At 45.6% G+C, this 25,909-nt stretch carries 13 protein-coding genes and 2 pseudogenes; 12 read left to right on the top strand and 3 right to left on the bottom strand.

All coding sequences use genetic code 11. From position 1 onward, the window contains the following. Nucleotides 1-545 precede the first annotated feature (545 nt). The 4 genes from rtxA (at nt 546) to TI10_RS15260 (ending at nt 16,554) form a co-directional block, all read left to right on the top strand. Nucleotides 546-11,111, top strand: coding sequence for an MARTX multifunctional-autoprocessing repeats-in-toxin holotoxin RtxA (gene rtxA, locus TI10_RS15250; RefSeq protein ID WP_049584275.1), 10,566 nt, complete (start codon nt 546-548; stop codon nt 11,109-11,111). Nucleotides 11,112-11,614: 503 nt separating this feature from the next. Beyond that, a complete protein-coding gene (locus tag TI10_RS25160) occupies nt 11,615-11,782 on the top strand; it encodes a hypothetical protein (protein ID WP_155416489.1) in 168 nt (55 codons plus the stop codon). Between the two features lie 15 nt (nt 11,783-11,797). Continuing rightward, on the top strand, nt 11,798-16,273 hold the full coding sequence (locus TI10_RS15255; protein ID WP_244161611.1) for an RHS repeat-associated core domain-containing protein: 4,476 nt from the start codon (nt 11,798-11,800) through the stop codon (nt 16,271-16,273). Beyond that, a complete protein-coding gene (locus tag TI10_RS15260) occupies nt 16,270-16,554 on the top strand; it encodes an Imm53 family immunity protein (protein WP_049584276.1) in 285 nt (94 codons plus the stop codon). The genes TI10_RS15255 and TI10_RS15260 overlap by 4 nt, the downstream gene beginning before the upstream one ends. A 134-nt stretch (nt 16,555-16,688) precedes the next feature. Here TI10_RS15260 and TI10_RS24005 read toward each other — a convergent pair. Then, a pseudogene (locus TI10_RS24005) lies at nt 16,689-16,805 on the bottom strand (transposase domain-containing protein); the annotation flags it as partial. Between the two features lie 98 nt (nt 16,806-16,903). Between TI10_RS24005 and TI10_RS15265 the strand changes: the two are divergent. From TI10_RS15265 to TI10_RS15285, 6 genes and pseudogenes are all read left to right on the top strand, one after another. Continuing rightward, nucleotides 16,904-17,170: a hypothetical protein gene (locus tag TI10_RS15265; RefSeq protein ID WP_049584277.1), complete on the top strand. Its 267-nt coding sequence runs from the start codon at nt 16,904-16,906 to the stop codon at nt 17,168-17,170. Between the two features lie 320 nt (nt 17,171-17,490). Next, entirely contained in the window at nt 17,491-17,682 is a 192-nt protein-coding gene (locus TI10_RS26680; RefSeq protein ID WP_139180579.1) for an Imm43 family immunity protein, read from the top strand. Continuing rightward, nucleotides 17,601-18,068, top strand: coding sequence for an Imm43 family immunity protein (locus tag TI10_RS15270; protein WP_074525104.1), 468 nt, complete (start codon nt 17,601-17,603; stop codon nt 18,066-18,068). The genes TI10_RS26680 and TI10_RS15270 overlap by 82 nt, the downstream gene beginning before the upstream one ends. Nucleotides 18,069-18,429: 361 nt before the next feature. Then, nucleotides 18,430-18,633, top strand: a complete 204-nt coding sequence (locus TI10_RS15275; protein ID WP_049584279.1) for a hypothetical protein — start codon at nt 18,430-18,432, stop codon at nt 18,631-18,633. Nucleotides 18,634-18,638: 5 nt separating this feature from the next. After that, nucleotides 18,639-19,187, top strand: a complete 549-nt coding sequence (locus tag TI10_RS15280) for a hypothetical protein (RefSeq protein WP_049584280.1) — start codon at nt 18,639-18,641, stop codon at nt 19,185-19,187. Nucleotides 19,188-20,116: 929 nt separating this feature from the next. After that, nucleotides 20,117-23,373 (top strand): annotated as a pseudogene (locus TI10_RS15285) (C80 family cysteine peptidase); the annotation flags it as partial. Between the two features lie 418 nt (nt 23,374-23,791). Here TI10_RS15285 and vapC read toward each other — a convergent pair. Together vapC and vapB are read right to left on the bottom strand one after the other, a co-directional pair. Further along, the gene (vapC, locus tag TI10_RS15290; protein WP_049584281.1) at nt 23,792-24,196 is read right to left on the bottom strand and encodes a type II toxin-antitoxin system tRNA(fMet)-specific endonuclease VapC; all 405 of its coding nucleotides are present in this window, start codon (nt 24,194-24,196) and stop codon (nt 23,792-23,794) included. Continuing rightward, the gene (vapB, locus tag TI10_RS15295; protein ID WP_049584282.1) at nt 24,189-24,431 is read right to left on the bottom strand and encodes a type II toxin-antitoxin system VapB family antitoxin; all 243 of its coding nucleotides are present in this window, start codon (nt 24,429-24,431) and stop codon (nt 24,189-24,191) included. The genes vapC and vapB overlap by 8 nt, the downstream gene beginning before the upstream one ends. 418 nt (nt 24,432-24,849) lie before the next feature. On the opposite strand from vapB, the gene TI10_RS15300 reads away from it, so the two are divergent. Beyond that, entirely contained in the window at nt 24,850-25,458 is a 609-nt protein-coding gene (locus TI10_RS15300) for a Panacea domain-containing protein (RefSeq protein WP_244161612.1), read from the top strand. Further along, nucleotides 25,458-25,859: a hypothetical protein gene (locus TI10_RS15305; protein ID WP_049584284.1), complete on the top strand. Its 402-nt coding sequence runs from the start codon at nt 25,458-25,460 to the stop codon at nt 25,857-25,859. The genes TI10_RS15300 and TI10_RS15305 overlap by 1 nt, the downstream gene beginning before the upstream one ends. Nucleotides 25,860-25,909 lie beyond the last annotated feature (50 nt).

Consider the following 25,909-nt stretch of genomic DNA (forward strand, 5'->3'; position numbering starts at 1 on the left):
CTGTAATTTAATCTTATTCTTTACTATCTTATTTATATTGTTAACATCAGTGTGGGGATATAGGGCAATATATGGGGGGTAAACAGACTTTCTTATGTATTAATGTTGATTTTGAATTTTTGCTCTATATTATTTTATTCTTCTAACAGTATTTTTATATATATAAGATCATTGTGTGTCTGAGCTTGGTTTTTTATTTCACTATATGTTTTTAATCTTTGTGAATAAATTTTTTGTTGAGGGGGAAATATGTTTAAAAAATTCGAACAACTATCTCTGATATCAGTTATAAAAAATTCTCATAATTTCATTGATTAGAAAGTAAATAATCAAAGGAATAATAACTTAATAGAGTTAGAGTAATCTGCCTAAATTAGAGAAAATGATATAAATAATACCTAATTGATGGCTGTCATTATATTTTTTTCCGTGGAAAGAACGGTGGATTTGCTCTGCCCACGGAAAACTAGATTCTCGAAACCGCTGCTGTATCTGTCAGATGCAGTGGTTTTCTATTTAACCACAGCTAAATTAAGGGATTATTTATGGGTAAATCATCAAACCGTAGTACAGAATATTTTTTTACTGGGAAATACTACGATGATGATGATGGTAATAATATTGTTGCCATCGGCGTAGGAGGGGTTATTTATGCTAAAGGAGGAGATGATCGTATTACCCTCGGATCGATTGGGGCGACGGTCTATGCTGATTCTGGTAATAAGGTCGTCAATGGCGGCGCCGGATATTTAAAAATAGTGGATAAGGAAGGTAATCTATCAGTACATGGCGCTGCGGGTTATTCGGGTATTGATAAGAGTGGTAATGGTGATATTTCATTTGCTGGCGCGGCGGGAGGGGTTGCTATCGATCACCGGGGGAGCCGTGGTAATCTCAATTTCTCTGGAGCGGCTGCTTATAATGGTCTGAGTCGTAAAGGGCAATCCGGTAAAGTGACTTTTGACGGTGTCGGCGGTTATAACGAATTATGGCATGAAACCAATCAGGGCAATTTAAATTTTGCCGGCGCGGGCGCCGGTAATAAAATTGATCGTACCTGGTATAATCACTATGAGAAAAGTCACGGCGATGTGAAATTTGAAGGTGGGGGAGCGGCAAATAGCATTAGTTCGCGGGTTGAAAGCGGTAATATTAATTTCACAGGTGCCGGGATTGATAATCACATTATACGTAAGGGTAAAGAAGGTAATATTATTTTGCATGGAGCAGGGGCATCAAACCGTATTGAACGCTTGCGCCAAAGTCAAGATCAATATGGACAGACCCACGGTAATATCGAATTTGAAGGGGCTGGGGGTTATAACCGGATTTATTCTGATGTCGCACATGGTGATATTATTTTCGATGGCGCCGGCGCTTACAATGAAATAGCAAGAATTGGTGTAGATAGCGGTTCTCGTGATGGCGCTTTGGAATACGCTAAAGCGGAAGAGATCGTGTTAACGACAGCGACAATAGGAGGAAAATGGCTCCAACAATTCCAACACCAACAGGTGATGGGGATTAAATCAACTGTCGAGCCTAACACTTATCTGTTTGCGTTTGCCGATGAAATGTACACTAAGCTCGTTAAGGTCCAACTTCAAAATGATCCTGAAACCGGTAAGCTCGGTTATTACGCCACTTCTTGGTACAAAGAGGGCAATCACCTTAATAATCTTGCTACGCAGAATATCTCTTCAAATAATGGATTTTTCGATATACGTTGCAATGGGGGCTACCGTCTCTTTAATTTAATCTTTGAACATCATCAACCCGTTACTATTCAGCATACTGTTGAAGAAGATTTGCAGGAAAACCAGTGGGTGACTTATGCCGGTGGAACTAATGCCAGAGCAGGAGATGTCACGCTGGTTGATGCCAAAATGCATGGGCATGCAATTCATTCCGGTGGTTTGGTATTGGATGTTTCAGCGGTGAAATCGAACCGTCAACCAAACACTTATATCTATGCTAAGTATGTTGAGTCATATACCAAAGTGGTGATGGTTGAATTGGTGAATAATCTTGAAACGGGTGCGCTGCAATATTATGCCAGTGCGTGGTACAAAGCGGGTGATCATACCAACAATTTGGCTGCGGAAGATTTTTCCCAAAAAAATGGTTATCGTTCGATGGATGTGGGCGAGTATTCGCTAACCCATCTGCAATACAAAGTGAATTCAGTATGCCGTGTTTCTGAGCATTTAGCCCATACCGAAGAGTACAGTCATCAGGAATTGGTGAAATCATCCACGGATACCGGTGACAGCACCGGTGACATTAATTTCAAGGGTATCGGGGGCGGTAACGTCATTACTTCCAGTGTCACAAGCGGCAATGTCAATTTTGACGGCGCCGGTGCTGCCAATGTGATTGTCAAACGTGGTGAACAGGGCAATCTGACATTCCGTGGCGCAGGTCTGGCAAATGTTCTGGTTCATCAAAGTCAGCATGGGGAAATGGATGTTTACGCTGGCGGGGCGGCAAACGTTCTGGTTCGAATCGGTGACGGGCGGTATCTGGCTCATCTTCTGGCGATGGGTAATATCTCGATCCATCAGGGTAATGGCAATAGCCGAATTATCATGCTTGGGGGGTATAACACCCATAGCCAAATAGGGAATGGCAATGCAAATTGGTTAGGTGCAGGCGGTTTTAATGTGATGACCCAAACCGGTAAGGGGAAGCTCTCCTCGGTACTGGTGGGCGGCGCCAATGTATTGACTAAGCTTAGTGCCGGTGATTTGGTTGCCGGTATGCTTGGTGGCGCCAATATTATCACTCATCTTAACGATGATGAAAAATCAGGTACCACGGCGGTTGCATTAGGCGGCGCCAATATTCTGACGAAAAAGGGCAGAGGTAGTGCTATTGCGCTGATGGGCGGCGGCGCCAATGTGTTTACTCACATTGGCAATGGGAATACGACGGGTGTGATGTTAGGCGGCGCTAATATCTTGACTAAGGTTGGAAACGGTGACATCACGGGTATCATGCTCGGCATAGGTAATGTGCTGACTCATGTCGGTGGTGGTCAGACTCTGGGAGTTATGGGAGCCGCAGGCAATATCTTTACCAAAACGGGTAATGGAACTGCGATTGCGGCCATGATTGGCGCGGGCAATATTTTTACCCATGCCGGCACCGGCGATGCATGGGGGTTGATGGGGGGCTTGGGGAATGTTTTTACCAAAGTGGGTGATGGTAAGGCGCTGGCATTGATGATAGCTGCCGGCAATGTGTTTACTCACATTGGTGATGAAATGAGTGTTGCCTTGATGTTGGCTAAAGGCAATATTGCAACCAAAGTGGGTAACGGCATGACGCTGGCAGCAATGATCGGTGAGGCCAATGTGATGACCCATATTGGTAATGGCTCAACCTTTGCCGCGATGATCGGGCAGGGCAATATCCTGACGAAAGCGGGCAATGATTTAGCGCTCGGTTTGATGGTTGGCGAGGCTAATATCTATTCGCATGTAGGGAATGGCGCCAGTATTGGTTTGTTTGCCGGTGAGCTGAATGTGATGACCAAGGTGGGTGATGGGACAACATTGGCGGCAATGTTTGGTCGAGCTAATATCATGACTCATTCCGGCAATGGCTTAACCGGTGTGTTAGCGTTAGGAGAGGCGAATATTGTCACCAAAGTGGGTGATGATTTTATGGGGGTAGTTGCGGCGGCGGAGGCTAACGTTATCACTCATAAGGGATCATCAACCACTGCTGCTGTGCTATTCGGTAAGGGCAATATTCTAACGAAGGTGGGTAACGGGACAACAATCGGTTTACTTATTTCCGATGTGGGTAACATCATGACCCATGTTGGTGATGGTTTAACCGTGGGTTTCGCCAAAGGTAAAGCCAATATCATCACTAAAGTAGGGGAAGGCACTGGGATTAATGCCGTCTGGGGTGAAGCGAATATCTTGGCTCAGGTGGGTAATGGCGACCGTTATAACTTCGCGAAAGGTAAAGCGAACATCATTACCAAAGTAGGTAATGAGCAGGAAATCACGGTTGTTCAGGGGGATGCCAATATTATCACCCATATTGGTCACGGTGATGATTATACCGGCGCTTGGGGCAAAGCTAATGTGATTACCAAGGTCGGTAATGGGCGCAATGTCGTGGTTGCCAAAGCTGATGCCAACATTGTGACTCAGGTCGGTAACGGTGACAGCTTTAATGCCTTGTGGAGTAAAGGAAATATTGTCACCAAAGTGGGTGACGGCATGCAGGTTACTGCGGCAAAAGGCAAAGCTAATATCACGACCACGGTGGGCAATGGCTTAAGTGTCACGGCGACGCATGGCGATTTTAATGTGAATACCAAAGTGGGTGATGGTGTTTCCGTTAACGCTGCGTGGGGTGAATATAACGTTAATACTAAAATCGGGCATGGTCTTAATGTTGCGATCATGAAAGGTAAAGGCAATGCCAATATTCATGTTGGCGACGGCCTGGGGATTAACGCCTCTTATGCCCGTAATAATGTCGCGATTAAGATCGGTAATGGTGATTTCTACACGCTTTCTATTGCAGAAAGCAACACGCAAAGTAATAACCTGCCCTTCCTGTTTAAAAGTATTAAACAAACTGTGTTAAATGTGGAAGGTAGCTACGCGATTAACTATCTGATTCACGGTAATGAGGCGAATACTTCTGGAACCCTTAAGGGCCGAGGGGCGATTCATTTAACTGAAGTTTCTGCCATTGATGGTTTCCATATGAATGCCATTGATGAAGTTAGTTCGGATCTGCGTGATAAATTAAGCGGTACGGTAACTCAAGTAGAGACTCCTGATACTGAGGCCATCCAGAATGCCTTGCATATTGGAGACAAGGTTAATTCGACTCAGAATGAATCATCATCACAAGCTGATGCGGTTATTAAACATGCAAAACAGGACAGCGCTGCACAAAATGCGTTAAGTGATAAAGAGAAGGCGGAAGAAAATCACCGCATTCTGGAGCAAGAAAGGGATGACCAACTTAAAACAATTTCAAAATCACAATTCCAATTGGAATCAACAGATCAAAATGCGCTGAATATTAATGGGCAACTACAGCGTGATGCAATAAGTGGAGAGTCCAGGGCAGTAACAAAAGAGTTGCTTTCCATGACTCAACGTCTAAATGCGCTTAATGGCTATGGGAGTTACGATGGTCAATCGGGTGATGAGTGGCGTGGCCGGTTTGCTATGGGATATTTGGATCGTACTCAGGAGAAATTAGATGACGCCAAATTTATTTCACAGAAAAAATTAGCTGATTTACAGCCGCTCCTTATTGATAACCAACAACAAATAAAAAATGCCATTGGCAAATCAGAAGCCGGTTTAGATCAAAGTTATCAGCATATAAAGGACTCAGACGACAATATTGAGGATGCGCGTACAAAAGCGAAATCAAGACATAAAGAAGCAGATTTACAACGTCTGCGGGCAATAAAAGCGGAAAGCGACGCCTATGCTGTGTATGAAGAAGCGAAACAACGCGGTGAACATGATAGCTCGATAGCGAAAAATAAAGCCGCTCAGGTACAGGTTGATGCGAAAGGGGCGAAACAGGCTGATGATGCAAAACCAGATCGTAGCGGGGCGACCGGTAGTGGCTTGTCTGGGAAGGCTTATACACCAATCGACGTAGTGAAACCGAAAAGCCATATCAATCCAGAAGCCAAAACGGAAGCTAACGGCTGGAACAGTGAAGATCTGACATTAACAGCCGCAGATTTGGCGGCATTGAATAGTGCGCGACAGGCGATTAATCGATTACAGGTCAACAGGAATATTCGAGCAGAACATGTCGGCGCTTCGATTATTTCCCTGCTTACCGGAACGTCAGCCGATAGGGTTGTGGAACCTATCTCAAATCAACCCAGAAAGTTAATCACAAAAGCACCTGTAATTTCGGGTATTAATTTGCAAGGGTTAGGGCAAGTTGCTGGTGGAGATAGCCTTAAATCCCATTCTTCCATCCTAAGGGAGTTTCAACCTTTCTTACTGAGTCAGGGTAACAAACAGTTTATTGATTCGACGAAAAGATATCTTGGTCAGATAAATACCGATCGGCCCAGTAAGGCGCTGGCGTCAGTACGTGAGGCTTTCAGCAATGCGGTCGAACAACCTGATGAGCAGCATGTGTTGCAGCTTGAGCAAGCGCTTGCTCATTGGCAACAGCATGATCCCAATGAATTTGCCAAGCGTGGCGGATTAGTCAAAAGCCTGCGTTTTGAGATGGGGGAATTGGTTGCCTACCTTCAAGCAAAAAGGGCTGAATCAGCCGGAATTTTAGGGGTTAGTTTATCGCCTGCTCATGTTGCACAGTTTGACCAACAGGTATCTTTTGATGGATTCGGGCGTGTGGTCGGTCTGAAAGGTGATATCGTGCAAAGCGAAATTAATCGTCTTACTGATTTACAAATCAAGCCATTGACCCAGATTAACTCTGTGGCGGAACGGGAAGCGCCTAAAATTGAAAGTGAAAGCCTCATTGTTTTCGTTAGCCGATTGCAACAAGAAGCTATTCCCGAAGGTGTGCCATTAGTTGAACGGGCCAAAAACCTTTGGCTTAGCGGACAAGTAACACGACAGGAAACCATTAAGCTATTTGAGGATGCGGTTACTCAGTTGCAGACATATCCTGAATTACACACGCTAGCTCAGCAGTTACTGACTGATGCCCGTAAAGAAAAGGCGACGGGACAATATATTGACAACCTATTTGGCCGTCATTTTGATTCGGAGTTGGCCTATGAGCTGGTGAAAACGACACCGTCGGAAGCCAGAGATACCGCAGAACGGACAGGAAAGTTCTTGGTGCAGGAATTTGAGCAGTGGATAAGCGGCTATTACCCGGATCAGGTTGTACGTGACAATCATATTGCGGCTAAGATGCGCCTTTTTGCTAGAGCTATCAATCAGGACTTTCGTCCTTGGTTTAGCCGGGCGCCTGAGTTAACCACATTTCTGGACGAGCCGACTTTTGCCAATTTCAAGACCATGATGACCACAGTCAATAACGGTTTTGATGTGATTAAAGTGCCATTTCTGTCGGTAAAAATGGCAATCACCTCAGGGATGGGGATGGAGCGTGCAGCATGGAAGGTTGGAGGAGATCGTTTCTATGAGGATGTTATCACCAAAGCCCGCTCGACCAGTTCTGAACTGACTGCCGGGGCAGATGTTAAATACAGAGTGGAAATTACGGGCAAACAGACCAACGACTATGGCACGGCGCTGCCTTATCAACCTGTGCGCGATAAGCATGACGATTTTTTGTATGGCAGAAAGGTTGCCGTAGGGCGGATTTTGGTCCCCGGATGGGAGACGGAATTTGAACATCATGCGTTAGCGCAAGGCCACTCTGTGGTGACGGGGGCATCTGGTTCAACCAATATCATGGTTCACCTCAATAACTATATCGCCAGTAAACAACCTACTTTCTCGGCTAGACAGAGTTATCTCAACACGCTGGCATTTTTGGTATTTGATGGTGGTCATTCCGTCAACGAAAGTCTGGCGGTTTATCAGGCACTACAGGTAACCGGTGATGAACAACGTAAGCAGGTACTCAACAGCTACACGGCCAATTATCGGGATCTAGTGGATATTGCCGGTGAAGAAAACAAAGTGTGGATAAATCAGGCGCTGGATAACGCTTTCCAAGAAACTGGGGAATTCTATCAGAAACATGCCAGGGTGAAGCCACAAAGTCGTCCAGCGGTGGAAGAGTTAGACAGGTTATCGGGTAAGAATAAGAAACCAGAACCTACGATCATCGACGATACTCATCAGGATAACAAAGTGAGCAGGCAACTCGGTGATTGGCAAGTAGAGAAGGTGACGCCACAAGCTGATGGCCGTGAAACTCGCTTTGATGGTCAGATTATTATCCAAATGGAGGATGATCCGGTTGTCGCTAAAGCCGCGGCCAATCTGGCGGGTAAACACTCAGATTCTAGCGTCGTGGTTCAACTTAACTCTAAGGGCAAATATCGTGTGGTTTATGGCGATCTTGCCAGATTATCCGGTAAGTTACGTTGGCAGATTGTCGGTCATGGCCGTGATGCGTCGGAGCAAAATAACGTTCGTCTGAGTGGTTATGCTGCTGATGAACTGGCGACCAGATTAACGCGGTTCCATCAGAAAATTAATCTGGGTGAAAGGATAATTCATAAACCTGATCACATCAGTATTGTGGCTTGTTCTTTGATAAGTGATGACAAACGGGATGGCTTTGCTCGTCGATTTATCTCCGTGTTGAATAAACAAGGCATTCGCAGCGATGTTTCCGCTCGCAGTAGTGAAGTGGCTGTGGATGCCGGTGGCCGTAAATTTACCCGTGATCAAAATAACCAATGGGTTAACAATCTGTCTGATAACAAAGTCGTATTAAATTGGAATGATAAAAATGAGCTGATCGCACATACCGAACAGATTCGTCGTGGTATTGCTGAAAGTGATATCAACCTCTCCAGGGTAGGACATACCGAAGCTGATACCGTTATTAAAGGCGCGATTACGGGTCGCAATGAAGTGTTAGTTCAACCAAAGAAACGTGAGAATACCATTCAGGTTGATCCTGACGATCAATCGAATAATCAACTCAGTTATTCCGGCAATATCCAGGTAAATGTGGGAGATGGAGAGTTTACTGCCCTCAACTGGGGAACCTCGAACGTTGGTATTAAAGTGGGTAGCGGTGGTTTTAAATCACTGGCCTTCGGTGATAACAATGTGATGGTACACATCGGTAATGGCGACAGTAAACACAGCTTCGATATTGCCGGCTACCAAGCGCTTGAAGGGGCGCAAATGTTTATCGGCAGTCGCAATGTCAGCTTTAATCAGGGCCGCAGTAATGACCTGATTGTGATGATGGATAAATCCATTCCAACGCCGCCGTTGGTTAATCCGTTTGATGGCGCTGCGCGTATTGCTCACGTACTGCAAGGGGTTGCCGGTTCCAGTGAGGAGCAAGATTGGTTGGCGGCACAAGATCAGCAGTGGACCATCGCCGGTGCGAAAAGGTTTGTGGCGGATATGTCCGGTTTGGACCAAACCAGCAACGTGGACTACAACACATTGACTGATCTGGATTCGCAACATGAACGTAGCAGCCGTGGTTTGAAGCGTGACGCTGAATTGACCTTGAATAAGAAATTTAATCAGTGGCTAGGCGAACATGGCACGGGTATGGGCAAAATAAGTCGAATAGAGCAATTTCGTCAGGCCAATCAAAAACTGGCCTTCAACTTTGCTGTAGGCGGTCAAGGCGCGGATATCCAGGTGACAACCGGTAACTGGAACCTAATGTTCGGTGACCATATCCAGTCGATTTTGGATACTAACTTGGGTTCACTGTTTGGCCTGATGACGCAGCAATATTCAGCAACAGGCATGGCGAGGACCACCTTTACCTATCATCCACAGGACTTGCCACGTCAGCTTAAGAATAAACTGATCGGCCGATTAGCGAGTGTAAATGCGGATACCACCTTAGCGGATATTTTTGGCGTGAATTACACCGCAGAGGGGAAAATTATTTCCCGCACGGGCGAATCGGTTGATGGTGAGGCGATTCTGCAAGAGATGCTGGAAGTGATTGGGGAATTTAGTGGTGATCAACTACAAGCTTTTACCAATCCAGAAAAGTTACTTGATAGTCTGGAGGCGGGCATTGATATGGGCGAGGATGGCATCAGATCATTTGCCGAGAGTCATGGTCTGGAGGAGAAAGCTCCCGATGAGCGTCAGGAATCAGGATCTTCGATGAGTATCAATGAAGAAAATGCTCAGACTAATAATCAACCCAAGCCCGTATTTGGTTTTAATTCGCTTAACCTACCTAATCTGTTTGCAACGATATTCAGCGAAGAGAAGCAGCGAGAGATGAAATCGTTAGTGGCTAACCTGAAAGAAAACCTGACGACAGATCTGCTTAATATGGAAGAAAAAACGTTTGATTTTCTGCGTAACAGTGGCCATTTGCACGGTGACGGTGATCTCCATGTATCGCTGGGGAATTATAACTTTAACTGGGGAGGCGACGGTAAAGATCTTGGCGCTTATCTGGGAGATAACAACAACTTCTGGGGGGGCCGCGGTGATGATGTTTATTACTCGTTAGGGACTTCCAATATCTTTACCGGTGGTGAAGGCAATGATCTTGGCATCCTGATGGGGCGTGAAAACTGGATGTTTGGCGGTAAAGGGGATGATATCGCGGTAGTGGCTGGGCGTATTAATCATCTCTTTATGGGGGAAGGCAATGACCAGACGTTTGTCTTCGGTGAAGGCGGTTTTATTGATGCCGGTAACGGGCAAGATTACGTCGTCACTTCCGGCAATTATAACCGGGTGGATACCGGGGAAGGTCAGGATTATGCGGTGATTATCGGTAATAATAATCAGGCCGAACTGGGTGGAGGAAATGACTTTGCCAGAGTATTTGGTAATGACAACCGGATCGATGGTTATGCCGGCAATGATGCGATTAAGTTGATGGGCTACCATGCGGTGATTAATGGCGGCGAAGGCGATGATCATCTGATAGCCGCGGCTATTTCGAAGTTCAGCCAATTTGATGGTGGTGAAGGTCAGGATCTGCTGGTGTTAGGCGGGTATCAGAACCATTTCCGGGGCGGTGCAGGTGTGGATAGCTTTGTGGTCAGCGGAGAGGTGATTGATAACCGAGTGAGCGATATCAGCGCAGAAGATATGATTCTGTTTAACGGTGTTGACTGGCAAAATCTGTGGTTCCAACGTAGCGGGTATGATTTGGTGCTGTCAGTGAATCGCCATACTCAGGACAACACCGCTCAGGGGAGATTTGAATCGGTAGGTTCGGTTACCTTTAATGACTACTTTAATGGCAATCGCGCCAAATTGGTGACTCGGATGAGTGATAAAAACGCCTTAGGGGAGCGTGAATTTACGGTACTGTCAGATAATGCGGTGGATTCTTTGATTCAGGCGATGAGTAGTTTTTCCCCGACAGTGGGTGATAATGGTTTTATTGAGAGTCTGGACAGTCAGGCGAAAGTAACTATCACAACGGCGTGGACCGATGTCACGATTGGTAAGGGGAAATTTGCCTAATTAACTTACGGTAATTAGCTGGTATAAAAGTCAAAATGGCTCGCAAAACGGTGGGCCATTTTTTTGTTCTACTTTATTAAGTTTTTCTATTTTATTTGAAAATAAGGTGGTTATTGTTAATTAACCTGAGCTTCACTTAAATCGGATTTTGGATTAACGCCGTGGATTAAAAAATTTGGGATTTATGTCACATTTATTAAATTAATCAAATGTTAATCACACAAACAGGCGGGACAACATGAATTTTTTATTATATGTTCCTGACTGGATATTAAACAAATAAAACTACTTATCAGTTCAGTTATCTTAACAGCAATGGAATATCCCCGATGTTGCCTGTTCAATACAGGTTATCAATAAGACTATCAGCAACAGACTGCCAGTACCTTTATAGGTCTGACGTAACTTGCCCGGAACTCTTTAACCCTTGGGTAACTTATAACTACGCGCCGTCGGACCGCTGTGCTGTGCGTTGTAAACAGTAAAATGATAAGGGAAGCGAGATGCCATTCAAAAAAAAACCATGCAGACAATTTAGCGCTGGACAAATCGCTGGCCGCCTGAGTGCTCAGCGTGTCAGCAGGCTAACGTGCAACATCCCCCCCTCCCAGCTAAAGCAGATACTCACCATGATGACCTCATTTCATTCCCGTCTGAGTGATGAACCGTAGTGTCCGGGAGGGGTCATGAGCGTATTGATGATGGCCTGGCTGGGGGCCGGCGCAGCACAGCGCACAACCAGAGCGGGGGCAGCCCCGGCGGATAATGCGCCCCCGCAGACCGAAAGCAGCGCTTCGGCCGATACGGCGCTGAATTATCTGGAAAGTGAGGATTTTCAGCATCATTCTCTGGCAGCCGCGATAACGTATGCCGCCGCAGTGGGCGGCGCTCACGCCGTCCTCCCGCTGGTCGCCGGGGTGGCCGCCGGGAAACTGGGGGCGCAGATAGGCAATGATATCGGCGACAGCCTGACGCATGGCGTGATGGGTTTTTTCGGCCAGAGCACGGTCGCCACCGAAGGCCAGGCCCCGGCCCGGCTCGGGGATGCCATTGCCCACCAGAATAAAAGCCTGGGATTATGGGGGGCGCTGGGCGGCGTGGTGTTCGGCGCGCTGGCGGCCGTCGCCGTCGGCGGGTTAATTGTGGCGACCGGCGGCCTGGCGATGGCCGTGGTGGCCGGGGCAGCGGCCGGACTGGCCGGCGGCTTTGTCGGCGGGCTGCTCTCGTCCGTGGGCGCCGCGCTCGGGCAGTACGGGGCGAATACGGGCCAGATTATCGAAGGCTCGCCCAATGTCTTTTTTGAAGGCCGGCCGGCGGCCCGGCAGGGCGACAAAATTATGTGCAGCGACCACCCCGGCCCGGTGGTGATTGCCGAAGGCGCCAAAACCGTGTTCGTCAACGGCAAGCCCCTTGCCCGGCTGGGCCACCGCACCGCCTGTGACGCCAATATCAACAGCGCCGCCGCCTCGATTGCCATCACCGCGCAAACCGGCGATGCCCTGACTATCCTGACCGCCAGCAACAAAGACCTGCGCTGGCTGGTCGCCATTGCCGGCCTGCTCCCGCTGCCGCTTGGCCGGAAAAGCAACGGCGGCAAAGCCAAATCCGGGGCGGAACCCGCCCCGTCGGTGAAAAAAACCGGCTGTGACAGTCAGCTTTGCAGCAAAGCCGGCGAGCCGGTGGACGTGGCGACCGGCGACTTCTTGCAGGTCTGGCCGGTGCTGGCCCTGCCGGGCGTCCTGCCGCTGGCCCTGAACCGCACTTACCGCTCGACGGCCAATCTCGCCGGGCTGTTCGGCCCCCAGTGGGCCGATGACTGGTCGCAACACCTGCGCCGCGACGGCGAGGAAACCCATTTCACCGACGGCGAAGGGGTGATTTACACCTTCCATACCCCAAAGGACAACGTCTTCTCGGTCAACCTCCATGCCGGCCATTATCTGCTGTACGGGCAACTGAGCGGCGAGCTGCGCCTGTTTAACCGCCGCACCCAGCAGATACTGAGTTTTACCGAGGTCCAGGGGGATAAACGCCGCCTGTCCCGGATAGAAGACCGCAACGGCAATCAGACCGTCTTTCATTACGACGAACACCACCGCCTGACTCATCTCACGCATGCCGACACGGCGACACTGACGCTGCGCTATACGCAACAACAACTGACCGCCATTGACTGGCTGCATCAGGGCCAGCGCCAGCGGCTGGCGACCTGCCGCTATGATAACCACGGGTATCTGGCCGAATGTGACGCCTTTCAGTTTCACCACCTGTGGCATGAATACAATCCGCACGGCCATATGACCCGCTGGCACGACACCGATAAAACCGATGTCACCGTGCACTATGACAACGCGGGCCGGGTGACCGCCACCGCCACCCCGCAGGGGTACTGGCAGGACCGTTTTGAATACGATGATGACAATAACGTCACCACCTATTTCGATGCCGAAGGCGGCTGTACCCGCTATCACTATAACGCCGACGGGCTGGTCACCCGGCAAATCGACCCCCTCGGCCATGCATCCCTGACCGAATGGGATTTCAGTTGCAAAGTCGCCGAAACCGACCCGCTCGGCCGGACCACGGCTTATGAGTACAGCCCCTACGGCGAGCTGACCGGCTTGCTGTCGCCCACCGGGGACGTCACCGCTTACGATTACGATGAATACGGCCAGCTTACCCAGGTCACTCAGCCGGATGGCGCCCGCTGGCGACTGCATTACAGCGAGCAGGGGAACCTGAGCAGCGTTATCGACCCTCAGGGCCGGGTGGAAGAGACCCGGTACGGCCCGCAGGGGGAAATCCTGCGCCAGGTCTTGCCGGACGGCCGCGCCTGGCGCTACGGCTATGAACAACAGCAGCTCAGTGAAATTCAGGCCCCGGACGGCGCCCGGACCCGGTTTGACATCGACGGCCTGGGCCGGCTGCGGCGGGTCACCGACGCCCTGTACCAGCAGACGCGCTATCACCACAGCCCGTCTCATGCCAGCCCGGCCGGCAGTGTCAGCGAGATTTGCTTACCGGACGGCGTGCGGCAGACGATTGATTACGACAGCGAGCGCCGGGTCTCGGCGGTCACCGACGGCGAGGGCCGGACCACCCGCTATGCGTATGACGCCTTTGACCTGCTCAGCCGCCTCACCCGCCCGGACGGCTCGGCCCTGACCTTCGGCTACGACAGGCTGACCCGCCTGAAAACCGTGACCAACGCAACCGGCGACACTTACCGTTACACCCGCGACCCGGCCGGCCGGGTTATCCGCGAAACCGATTTTACCGGCCGGACGATTGACTATCAGTACGACGCGGCCGGGCGCCGCCTCATCGCCCGTTACCCCAATCACCAGCTGCTGCGCTGGTGCTACACCGACGACGACCGCCTCACCCGTCAGGAAGTGTGGCAGGAAGCAGCCGACCAGTGCGCGTTACTGTCAGTCACCGCCTACGACCACGACGCGCAGGGACGGCTGGTCCGCGCCGCCAACCCGGACGCCGTGGTGGCGTTTGAATACGATGAATCCGGCCGCCTGATTACCGAGACGATTAACGGGCGCGCCGTCCGCCATCAGTGGGACCCGCAAAGCGGCCTGCCCGCCGGACGCCAGGTAGACGCCCTGCCCGCCTTACGCTGGCACTACGGCCTCAACGGCCGGCTGATGCAGTGGCAGCTTGACGGCCATGCCCCGCTGAACATGCAGTATGACGGGCTGGGCCGGGAAACCGCGCGGGAAAGCGCCGCCGGTTTTATTCAGTCACAGGCTTACACCCCGGTCGGGCTGCTGGCCCATCAGGCCGCCGGGCGCAGTTCAGACTGGTTCAAACAGACGCTGTACGAGGCCGACCCGCATTATCCGCCGCTCGGCAGCGCGGTCACCCGGCGCTGGCATTACACCCCGGCCTACAACGTGGCCTGCATTGAAGACCCGCTCTGGGACGAGACGCGCTACGGCTACAATGCGAACGACCAGGTGGTGACCGCCCAGTTTGGCGGACCGCGGGCCTGTGACGAACAGTTTGTGTACGATGCCGGTCAGAACCTCCATTACCACAAGCGGGTGCCCGAACGGCTCAGCGAAGACCTGCGCCAGAGTTACCACACCCAGCAGGCTGGCCGGGTCGTTCAGCACGGCGCCTGCGCCTATCGCTACGATGAAAACGGGCGGCGGACAGAGAAAACCGAGCAGCGATGGGGTCACCGGCCGCGGACCTGGCGCTACCGCTGGGACGCGCACGACCGGCTGACCGGGGTTATCAGCCCGGAAGGAACACGCTGGCGCTATTGCTATGACGCCTTCGGACGACGGATTAGCAAGCGGAAGGAGACAGACACCGCCGGACCGCCGGCCAAACCCACCGCGATAATCGGCTATGATTACCTGTGGAGCGGGGAGCAGCTGATTGAAGAGACGCCGGTGTATGCGGACGGCACCGTTGACTATGAACAGAGCATTCACTGGCTCTATGAGCCGGGCGCCCTGACCCCTTCGGCACGGTATCAAAAAGGTCAGCTATACTATGTGGTGAGCGACCACCAAGGGACGGTGCGGGAAATCCTGACCGAAGCGGGAGAACTGCTCTGGGCAGGGCGATTACTCACCTGGGGCGAGCCGGAGCGCTGGCCGGTGCTGACGGTCAACGACCCACGGAACCTGACGTGTAATTTACGGTTTGCGGGTCAGTACGAAGACAGGGAAAGCGGTTTGTTTTATAATCGGCACCGTTATTACGAGAGTGAAACAGGCCAGTACTTATCGCCAGACCCGTTGAACTTAGCCGGAGGAGTAAATCCTTACAGTTACGTGCATAATCCGGCAAACTGGATTGACCCTTTGGGGCTAGCAGGTAAAAATTGCCAAGATGTTGGTAATAAGCCTAAAAATGCTCAAGAAATGGCAGAGGAGTTAGCTAATCAACTTAATAAAAATACAGTGACATTCTCAACTCCAACAACTATGGGGCATATAGATTTAAGAGGTAGAGCGCATTTTGATAAAATAACCCAAACGGATATACCAACTCCACATGTTCAAACTTCACCAATAAATATAGCTCCTAATGGAAACCGCTTTCCTTTGAAAAAGCAGGAAGTAGCCAGACCTGCTACTAAGCAAGATATACGTACAGCTAGAGAGCTAGCTAAAAAACAAGGGATATTAAAATGAATGATAATATCATTGAACACCTTCAAAACTGGTATCAATCTAAATGCGATGGAATGTGGGAACATGAGTATGGCTTTGATATCAGTACATTAGATAATCCTGGTTGGAAGGTTAATATATCAGGAGAAAATGGGAAAAACCCATTAAATATTATTGTAAATAACACTGATGACGATTGGGTAAATATAAAGGCAAGTGAAAGAGAATTTAAAGGATATGGAGGTATTGCAAATTTAGAGACAATACTGAAATATGCAGCACAATGGCTTGATAAAGTGTAGAAATATAAATTAATTAAAGCCGGAAAGATCTTTCGAGATCTTCCGGCCTTTTTATGATCTACTTTGGTACATACCCACGGTAAGCCAGAGCAGAGTAAACGTCCGGTCATCTCACCTTGACAAAAAAAACGAGTTTAAGTAAAGCGATTCTCAGGCCAGGGCAGCAGCTCATTCAACCGATTGTTCGGCCAGACAGGCAGCCGGCTGAGAACATCACGTAACCAGACCCAGGGCTCATGTCCGTTGGCTTTGGGTAAACGTCCGTAATGTTCCGGTGAACTCACCTTGCGTTGTCAGATAACTGTAAGAGTCCGGTCATAACCCGGTAAACTAGATTGGCCCTCTGGGGTTGAATCAGTTCTTTATAGATAAAGTTTCATGGACTTCGACTACAAATGAAGGGACTGGCTATACATATGATGTTTATCAACAACAAATTGATTGGGATCTAAAAGTCAAAGGGAAAACTAACTTACAGCGTGCAATGATGGAAGGTAAACCTGCTCATCTAAATCTGCATCATTCACGTCAAGATGCTAGAGGAGCTTTGTTTGAAGTTAGTAATATCACCCATAAAGCACGTAGTGGCAAAGGACAAGAGAAAAATCCTCCATGATCTTCCGGCTTTCTGATGATCTATCTTGGTGCATACCCACGGTAAGCCAGCGCCGATTGGATCTTATCGATGGTATATTTATAAGAGAATGAATCCAATGGTTTAATTCCGCCTCAAAAAAATCCAGTTTATTGTCAAGGTTATATTTCTTAGAAAATGAAATTTTCTTTATCCATGAGCAGGACAATATGATTGGAATGATTCTTAATGATGCTTTTCATCCACATGAAGAAAATATGATTTTAAAAACAATAATCAGATGGATACGAAAAATAAAATATGGTTTGGTTAAGTATCTACAACTAAATGTGGGAGAGTAAATTAATGAAAAATGGGATTATGAAGGCTCCAGGCATGATATGTCTGATTATCTATTAGATAAGAAATGCCCTAATACTTTGTATTTGTTATGTAATAAAATATTGGGAAATTGGGGTTTAATTATTATCAATACAATATGGCTCATATCCTATCTGATAGATTTCTCGATATTATCAATGAGTTTAAATTAAGCGATCATGTTTTAAAAAAATTAATTGCGACATCTATTAAAGATGGAAAAACTATCAATAGCTCATTAAATTATCTTTTTTTTACTGACAAGGAGTTATTTCTGAATGAAAAAAATTCAATATTGGAAAAAGATGAATATGGAAGTTTAATGCCTCATAAATTGTCTTTTCATAATGAATCATTAAATTATGATATTTTTTCAATACGGACTACTTTATTAGCAGGATTTATCTTTATTTCAGAAAAAGTAGCTAACAAATTCAGTAAAGAAAATATCAAAAGAATAAAGCCAATTAAATTAGATGAAGTCTTGAATCACTATTGTGCAGATTTTAGGCACGGCATTAAAACTAATATCAAAAAAGGAAAAATAAAATTACCCTAAGCTAATAGTAAAAAGCCAGAAAGATCCCCGTGATCTTTCAGTTTTGTTATTTTTATGTTTAAAACAAATAGCTTACAGGGTTAGACTTATATATTAAATATATAACTTAAAATCACAAAAATATAAAATAAATAAGAATATAAACAAAGGAATAATACAGAAAAATATAAGATTCATGGTAAATATATACATAGGCTATATTTTAGCTATTTTATTCTGTTTTCTCCCTGAAACAGCAAAAAGCCGGAATTGCTTCCGGCTGGCTTCTTTCTTACCGAGGTGAATACCCATGCCACGCCAACGCCGACGGGTTAGTGCAATGGCAAGACATTAGGGCAACCATCATGGATATACAGATGCAATGAGGAACGCTTTAGATAAAATAGATCTTAAACAATCAAAAGAAGCTATATCGAAACAAGTAGCCAACATACAAAATATAGCTAAAAAAGGAATGGCGGACGGAAGATCTAAAGATATGCATAACACGAAAATATTTGTTAAAGATATTAACCAAATAGGCAGGAAAAGAGTATTTTATCGTTGGAGTGAAATATTAGGGTGATATCAATGAATGAAACAATAGATTTTTATATGGAGCCAATGATATTTTTTAAAAGCTCTGATTTTCTTTCAGGCTCTTCTGGTAAATTAGAAGAGTATGAAATTATAGAAGATAAAGATGATGCTATGAAACTTCTTTTTGATCAAGATATTATGAGTTCATATATAATTTGGGGCGATTTTTTTTCTGAACTTGTATCTGAGTTTTATCTTCATGATGATTATAAAAAGGCAGAAAAAGATATTCTTGATAGAACTAAAGTATCAACTGAGGATTATGTAAAGGAAAATATCAGAAAGAGAAAATTATATCTGATGAGAAAAAAACAAGGATTAGCTGATAACGCAGAATATGATTCTTTCTTAGAAGAAGTTGGCGATGAGTGTCACTATATGTTAAATATGATTAGTATTTATCGATATTTATTTTCTTTTAATAATAATTCTAAATTGGAGGAAGTATTCTCCATATTTAAAAAAGGTTTTATGCCATGTGGTGTTACTAAGGATAAAAAAATAGTCGTTTTTAATCCAATGGTATTAAAAGATAATTGACATAGAAAACATATAATCATGAAAAAGCCGGGAAGCTCCCCGTGATCTTCCGGCTTTGTTATTTTTACGCTTAAAATAAATATTTTACAGGGTTGATATTATATGTTAAATATATAAATTAAAAACACAAAAATATAAAATAAATAAAAGGATAAACAAAGAAATAATACAGAAAAATATAAAATTCATATAAAATATATAAATAAGATATATTTTTTGCTATTTTATTCTGTTTTCTCCCTTAAACAGTAAAAAGCCGGAATCACTTCCGGCTGGCTTCTCTCTTACCGTGGTGAATACCCGTGACACGCCAGTCAGTGGTGGTACATAAAGAGCGTGCGCAAACCGTTTGGTCATTCTATGATCCTAATTTTGGCGCCAAATCGTTTGCTAACTATGATGATTTCCGTCGTTTTATGGATTCTTTTCATAAAGGTTACCTGACCAGCTATAACTTTCAGGCGAGTGAACAGCGGGATCAAAGCTTCTATGTTCAATTCAATCGGTTTGAAGAGGGTAGCATTGCGAAATATGACGGTATCTGGAAAACGGCGCGTGATGGTGAACAGGGCTACATACTGCGAGCATTAAAAGAACAAAATAAGATTTTTACTTTGGGTTCAGGGGTGACTGGACGTGTAGTTGATTACCGTGAAAACCATATAACGTTAGAAGTGACGACTAAACAGGGTGAGAAAATCCTGGTTGAAGTTGCAGATAATAACTTTAAGCAAGCTGTCAACTTTGTGCAGTTGAATATCGGCAAAGTACTGACTTATTCGACGGTAAGTAAATTGACATTTAAAGCCCCGGTTGATAGCGAAGCGTCTCTGCCGTCCTCTACGTTGGAACGATTGTCATCGAGTGACGTTATTAAAAACAAAAATGTCGATGCTTGGGAACGTGTGACTGTCACACCGCAAACTGATGACCGCGAAACGCGTTTTAGTGGGCAGATTATTATTCAGATAGAAAATGATCCGGTTGTTGCCAGAGCTGCGGCTAATCTTGCGGGGAAACATCCGGGTTCTAGTGTCATTGTTCAACTTGATGCTGATGGTAAATATCGTGTGGTCTATGGCGATCCTGCTAAATTATCGGGCAAGTTACGCTGGCAGATTGTAGGTCACGGCCGTGGTGAATCAGAGCAGAATAACAGTCGTCTGAGTGGTTATCGTGCCGATGAGCTGGCAGTAAAACTAAAGCAGTTCAGCCAGCATTTTGGTCACATGGAGAAACTCAGCCACATCAGTATCGTCGGTTGTGCGCTGATCAGTGATGATAAACGGGACGGCTTTGCACGTCGTTTTATCATGGAACTAGATAAGCAAGGTATTCGCAGTGATGTTTCGGCGCGCCGTAGTGAAGTGGCGGTTGATGTAACGGGCCGTAAGTTTACTCGTGACAGAAATAACCAATGGGTTAACAACCTGCCCGATAACAAAATCGTATTCAGATGGAACCCGCAGGGGGAACTGACGAGTAATACAGAAAGGGTAGTACGCGGTATTGCTGAAAGTGATATCAATCTTCCCCACGTTGGGGCAGCCAGTTCAGATGAATCAGTCAGAGGGGCGATTGCGAATAATTCGCATGTTTTCACTGCACCGAAGAAACACCGGGCCAGAATAAGTAGTCATTTAGGTAGTACATCGAATACTCATCAATGGGAATATTCCGGCAATATTCAGATCAATGTGGGAGAGGGGGAATTTACCGCGCTCAACTGGGGAACCTCGAATGTCGGTATTAAAGTGGGTGCTGGTGGTTTTAAATCACTGGCTTTTGGTGACAATAACCTGATGGTTCACATCGGTGATGGTGATAGTCAACACAGTTTCGATATGGGCGGCTATCGAGCGTTTGAAGGGGCGCAAATGTTTATCGGTAATCGTAATGTGAGTTTTAACATGGGTCGCAGTAACGATCTGATTGTGATGATGGATAAATCTATTCCGACGCCGCCATTGATCAATCCGTTTGATGGTGCTGCGCGTGTTGCCGATGTACTGCAAGGTATTGCGCGTTTTGATGAAGGGCAGATGTGGGCAGCCGCTCGAAATGAGCAGTGGACAGTAGCTGGTGCGAAGAAGTTTATTCAGGGTGTGTCTGGTTTGGATCAAACCAGCAGCGTGGATTATCGCACCTTGCTTGATCTGGATTCGCAAAATGGACGTAGCAGCCGTGGATTGGAAGATGATATCGAATTAACCCTGAATAAAAAGTATAACGAGTGGTTAAGCAACACGGGCAACCGTGCTGATGTTGACAATATGAGTCGTGCGGATAAATTCCGGTTGGCGAATGAGAAACTGGCATTCAACTTTGCGGTGGGTGGTCAGGGGGCGGATATTCAGGTGACAACGGGTAGCTGGAACTTAATGTTTGGCGACAATATCCAGTCGATTCTGGATACCAACCTAGGTTCATTGTTTGGTTTGATGACGCAGCAGGTTACGGCAACAGGTTTGACAAAGACCACCTTCACCTATCATCCGCACGATTTACCGCGTCAGCTTAAGAACAGGCTGCTTGGTCGGTTGTCGGAGATTGGAGCGGATACCACCTTTGCCGATATCTTTGGCGTAGATTACACCGCTGAGGGGCGCATGGTCTCCCGTACCGGGGAGCCTGTTGATAGAGTCGCTATTCTGCAAGAGCTGGTTGAAATTATTGGGGGATTCGGTGGAGAACAACTGAAAGCGTTTATTCATCCAGATAAATGGCTTGATGATTTGCGATCTGGCATCAGTATGGGCGCGGAGGGTGTGAGGTCATTTGTCGAAAGTCATGGCTTAAAAGAGAAAAAGGTTGAGGGAAAACAGCAGGTTTCAACAGCGAATAGCGAGATTGCAAAAGTGCAAATCAACTTGTCTGCGACTGACAATAACAACCCGGAACGAATGTTTGGTTTTAATGCATTGAACTTGCCTAACCTGTTTGCGACGATATTCAGTAAAGATAAACAAACAGAAATGAAATCATTAGTCACCAATCTTAAAGAGAATCTAACGGCTGATTTGCTTAATATGGAAGAGAAAACGTTTGATTTTCTGCGTAATAGCGGCCATTTACAGGGAGATGGCGATATTCACGTGTCGTTGGGTAACAGTAACTTTAACTGGGGCGGTGACGGAAAAGATCTTGGTGCTTATCTGGGAGATAACAACAACTTCTGGGGTGGTCGCGGTGATGACGTTTTCTATGCAATGGGCATATCTAATATCTATACCGGTGGTGAAGGTCGCGATCTAGGCATCTTAATGGGGCGTGAAAATATGATGTTCGGCGGTACTGGCGATGATACCTCGGTGATGGCTGGACGTATAAACCATCTATTTATGGGTGAAGGTAATGACCAGGCGTTTGTCTTTGGTGAAGATGGTTTTATTGATGTCGGTAATGGGCAAGATTATGTAGTAGCTTCGGGTAATAGCAACCGGGTAGATACCGGGGAAGACCAAGATTATGCGGTGACTATCGGTAATAATAATCAGGTTAATCTGGCTAAAGGGGATGACTTTGCCAGAGTATTTGGTAATAGCAACTGGATTGAGGGTAGCGTTGGCAACGATGTGATTAAGCTGATGGGCTACCATGCAGTGATTAATGGTGGAGAAGGTGATGATCACTTGATAGCTGATGCTATTTCGAAATTTAGCCAATTTGACGGCGGTGAGGGGCAAGATCTTCTGGTATTAGGTGGTTATCGGAACAATTTCCAGGAGGAACGGGTGTAGACAGTTTTGTCGTGAGTGGCGAGGTGATTGATACGTTGGTCAATGACATCAGCGCGGAAGATATGATCCTGTTTAATGGTGATATTGACTGGCAAAACCTGTGGTTCCAGCGCAGTGGGTATGATCTGGTGCTGTCAGTGGATCGTCAAATTCAGGACACCACCGCTCAGGGAATATTTGAATCGGTAGGTTCGGTTACCTTTAATGATTACTTTAATGGCAATCGCGCCAAGTTGGTGATACAGATGGGTAATGAGGACGTATCAGGCGAGCGTAAATTTACGGCATTATCAGATAATGCGGTGGATTCCTTGATTCAGGGAATGAGTAGTTTTGCCCCGATCGCCGGTGATAATGGTTTTATTGAAAATCTGGAGAGTCAAGCGAAAGCGGCTATCGCAATGGCGTGGATAGATACCACAATGGGTAAGGGAAAATTTGCTTAATTAGCTCTTTATAAATTAGTAAAAAAGTTTTAATAAGGTGGCTCGCAGAAAGGTGGGCCATTTTTGGGAATTTTTATTCAGGAATTATTTCTGGGTTTTATTTTTTAATGCTTTTAATTGATGTTTTATCATTGTTTTAATATTAAATTTAGAATTTCATTATTAAATGGATTTAATTACAACGTTTAATTGTTTCTACTATAGGACTATATTGTTTTTGTATGATCATATTAATGAATTAATTTATTGTTATTATGCCGATTTTGGTTATGTGTCAAAATAGGAATGCCACAAATAATATAAGTTTAAAATGTTATTTAATTACTGTTGTAAAAGTTAATCGTTAAAATCTGAGTAATAACAAACTCTCATAAAATCTTGCCCCTACTAACACAGAGGCAGATTTTGCTTAGTGTTGTCAATCTAGTGTCCAATCTTCCACTCTCAATCCATCAACCCTATTGAATTCCTTTGTGTTATTGGTAACAACTATCAATCCCTTACTTCTTGCATGTCCTGCAATATGCAGATCGTTATCCCCGATTCGTTTTCCAATTTTTTCTAGTGACGCACGAATATTTCCATAGTGAAATGCGGCTTGTTCGTCATAAGGAAGAATAGTTAATCGAGAAACAAAATCTTCTATAACTGCCAGATTTTTCTCAGGATTTCCACTTTTTTCGGCCCCAAAAATCAGTTCTGCTAATGTGATCGTAGAAATAGCCATGTGGTCTGTATTCTTATTGAATTTAGGCAGAATGGATTCAGGGCGCTTTTTTATCGTGGAAATCACGATATTAGTATCGAGCAAATACTTAATCATCGAAAGATTCTCTTTCACTTGTTACTTGATCAGGACGTTCAGGTAAAAAATCGTCAGTTACAGATTGATCAGACAGAAAAAAGCTATCCCATGTATTCTGTGCGGGCGCAATAATTCGTTCCTTGCCTTTTGACCTAACAGTAACTTCTTTAACATTATCAGGGAAACGGAGATCTGCGGGTAACCTTACATTCTGAGTTCGGTTGCTCATAAAAACTTTGCTTTGATATATCATGGCACACCTCTTTGATTGTTGCTATATACTATTAGTATATAGCATGAAGTCGAATATGGGCAAGGTCTATGTTAAATGCAGGTTGTATCAGTTTATTGTAGTTATGCCAGCATCTTCAATTTGAGAGGAACGGATTGATCACCCCTAGCTGATGGAAGACTTTTGGTGGGATTCCATTGTTATACATGGAATTATGAGTGGTATAAGATGTAGCGCTATTTTGGAATTTTATTTTTATACGAAGATCAACAGTGATCATACAGCAACATTTTGGGTTGTGTTGGTTGCTATACATTTTTTAGCCTCAAGATAAAGAATTTTTAAATCTTTAATTCTTTATATATCAGAAATATAGTTTTAACTCATTGACTTTATTAGAATTAACCTTGTCAGGATTGAGTATTTAGAGGTACATTATATGTGTAAATTGCCAGTTTGGTATTTCGAAAAAGTCTTGGAGGTTTCTATGTTTTGCGAAGAAAAAGTAGCCCAAATGGCTGCCTATTTGCTGCATAAGCGCGGCGGGCGCATGGCATATCTGAAGCTTATGAAGTTGCTTTATCTGGCAGATAGGGTATCTATGAATGACTATGGCTACCCTATCACTGGTGATCGAATGGTATCTATGCCTAGAGGGCCAGTTTTATCGCAAACCTTAAATTTAATTACTGGAGATTACGCCAGTGATGAATTTGGGTGGGGGGCATGGATGAAAAGTGAAGAGAATTATGAAATTTCACTCAAACGGAAAGGTGTAACAAGGGATGATTTTGCATCTCTTTCTGATGCTGAATTAAAGGTTCTGGATGCCATTTGGGAACAGTTCGGTCATATGAGCCGCTTTGATATTGTGGAGTATACCCATAAACATTGTACTGAGTGGCAAGATCCAGGCGGCAGTTCTTATCCTATTTCACCAAGTTCTGTTTTTATTGCTGTCGGTAAATCACCAGAAGTTGCTGAGAAATTGGCGCGAGAGTTAATAGAAAGGCAACAACTGGACTGTTTTCTTCAAGGATTGCGGTGATGTCGGGTGGGATTTTAAGGAAAGGAAGTTTACTTATCCCATCCGGGTATACAGATCACTTATATATTATCTGCTGTGATCCCGTTTTTTACCCTAAAAAAACTAAGACATGTTTTCTGGCTGTAAATATCAGCTCTTTGAAACCGGATATACCGTATGATCGAACATGTATATTGAATTGTGGCGATCATCCTTTTATTAGACATCCGAGTTTTGTTTTCTATGGTCGTGCTGATATTTTTGGTTCAGTAACAGTTGAACAGCATATGGCTGCTGGTGATATTAAAATCCATGAACCATGTGGTGATTCTGTTTTTAATCGGATTCTTTCTGGGTTTGATATATCTCCACATGTAACTTTAGAAATTCGAAATTTCTATAAAAAATATTGTATTAACTAAATTTCGTTTTAAATATTAAATTCAAGGCCACACTTTGGTGTGGCCTTGTT

Origin of the sequence: Photorhabdus luminescens subsp. luminescens, from assembly GCF_001083805.1 — a bacterium.
GTDB classification, from domain to species: Bacteria; Pseudomonadota; Gammaproteobacteria; order Enterobacterales; family Enterobacteriaceae; genus Photorhabdus; species Photorhabdus luminescens.

Bases quoted from the DNA above. Each gene is read 5' to 3' on its own strand.
- rtxA (WP_049584275.1), top strand. From the start codon at position 546: ATGGGTAAATCATCAAACCGTAGTACAGAATATTTTTTTACTGGGAAA.
- TI10_RS25160 (WP_155416489.1), top strand. From the start codon at position 11,615: ATGCCATTCAAAAAAAAACCATGCAGACAATTTAGCGCTGGACAAATC.
- TI10_RS15255 (WP_244161611.1), top strand. From the start codon at position 11,798: ATGAGCGTATTGATGATGGCCTGGCTGGGGGCCGGCGCAGCACAGCGC.
- TI10_RS15260 (WP_049584276.1), top strand. From the start codon at position 16,270: ATGAATGATAATATCATTGAACACCTTCAAAACTGGTATCAATCTAAA.
- TI10_RS15275 (WP_049584279.1), top strand. From the start codon at position 18,430: ATGAGGAACGCTTTAGATAAAATAGATCTTAAACAATCAAAAGAAGCT.
- TI10_RS15280 (WP_049584280.1), top strand. From the start codon at position 18,639: ATGAATGAAACAATAGATTTTTATATGGAGCCAATGATATTTTTTAAA.
- vapC (WP_049584281.1), bottom strand. From the start codon at position 24,196: ATGATTAAGTATTTGCTCGATACTAATATCGTGATTTCCACGATAAAA.
- vapB (WP_049584282.1), bottom strand. From the start codon at position 24,431: ATGATATATCAAAGCAAAGTTTTTATGAGCAACCGAACTCAGAATGTA.
- TI10_RS15300 (WP_244161612.1), top strand. From the start codon at position 24,850: ATGTGTAAATTGCCAGTTTGGTATTTCGAAAAAGTCTTGGAGGTTTCT.
- TI10_RS15305 (WP_049584284.1), top strand. From the start codon at position 25,458: ATGTCGGGTGGGATTTTAAGGAAAGGAAGTTTACTTATCCCATCCGGG.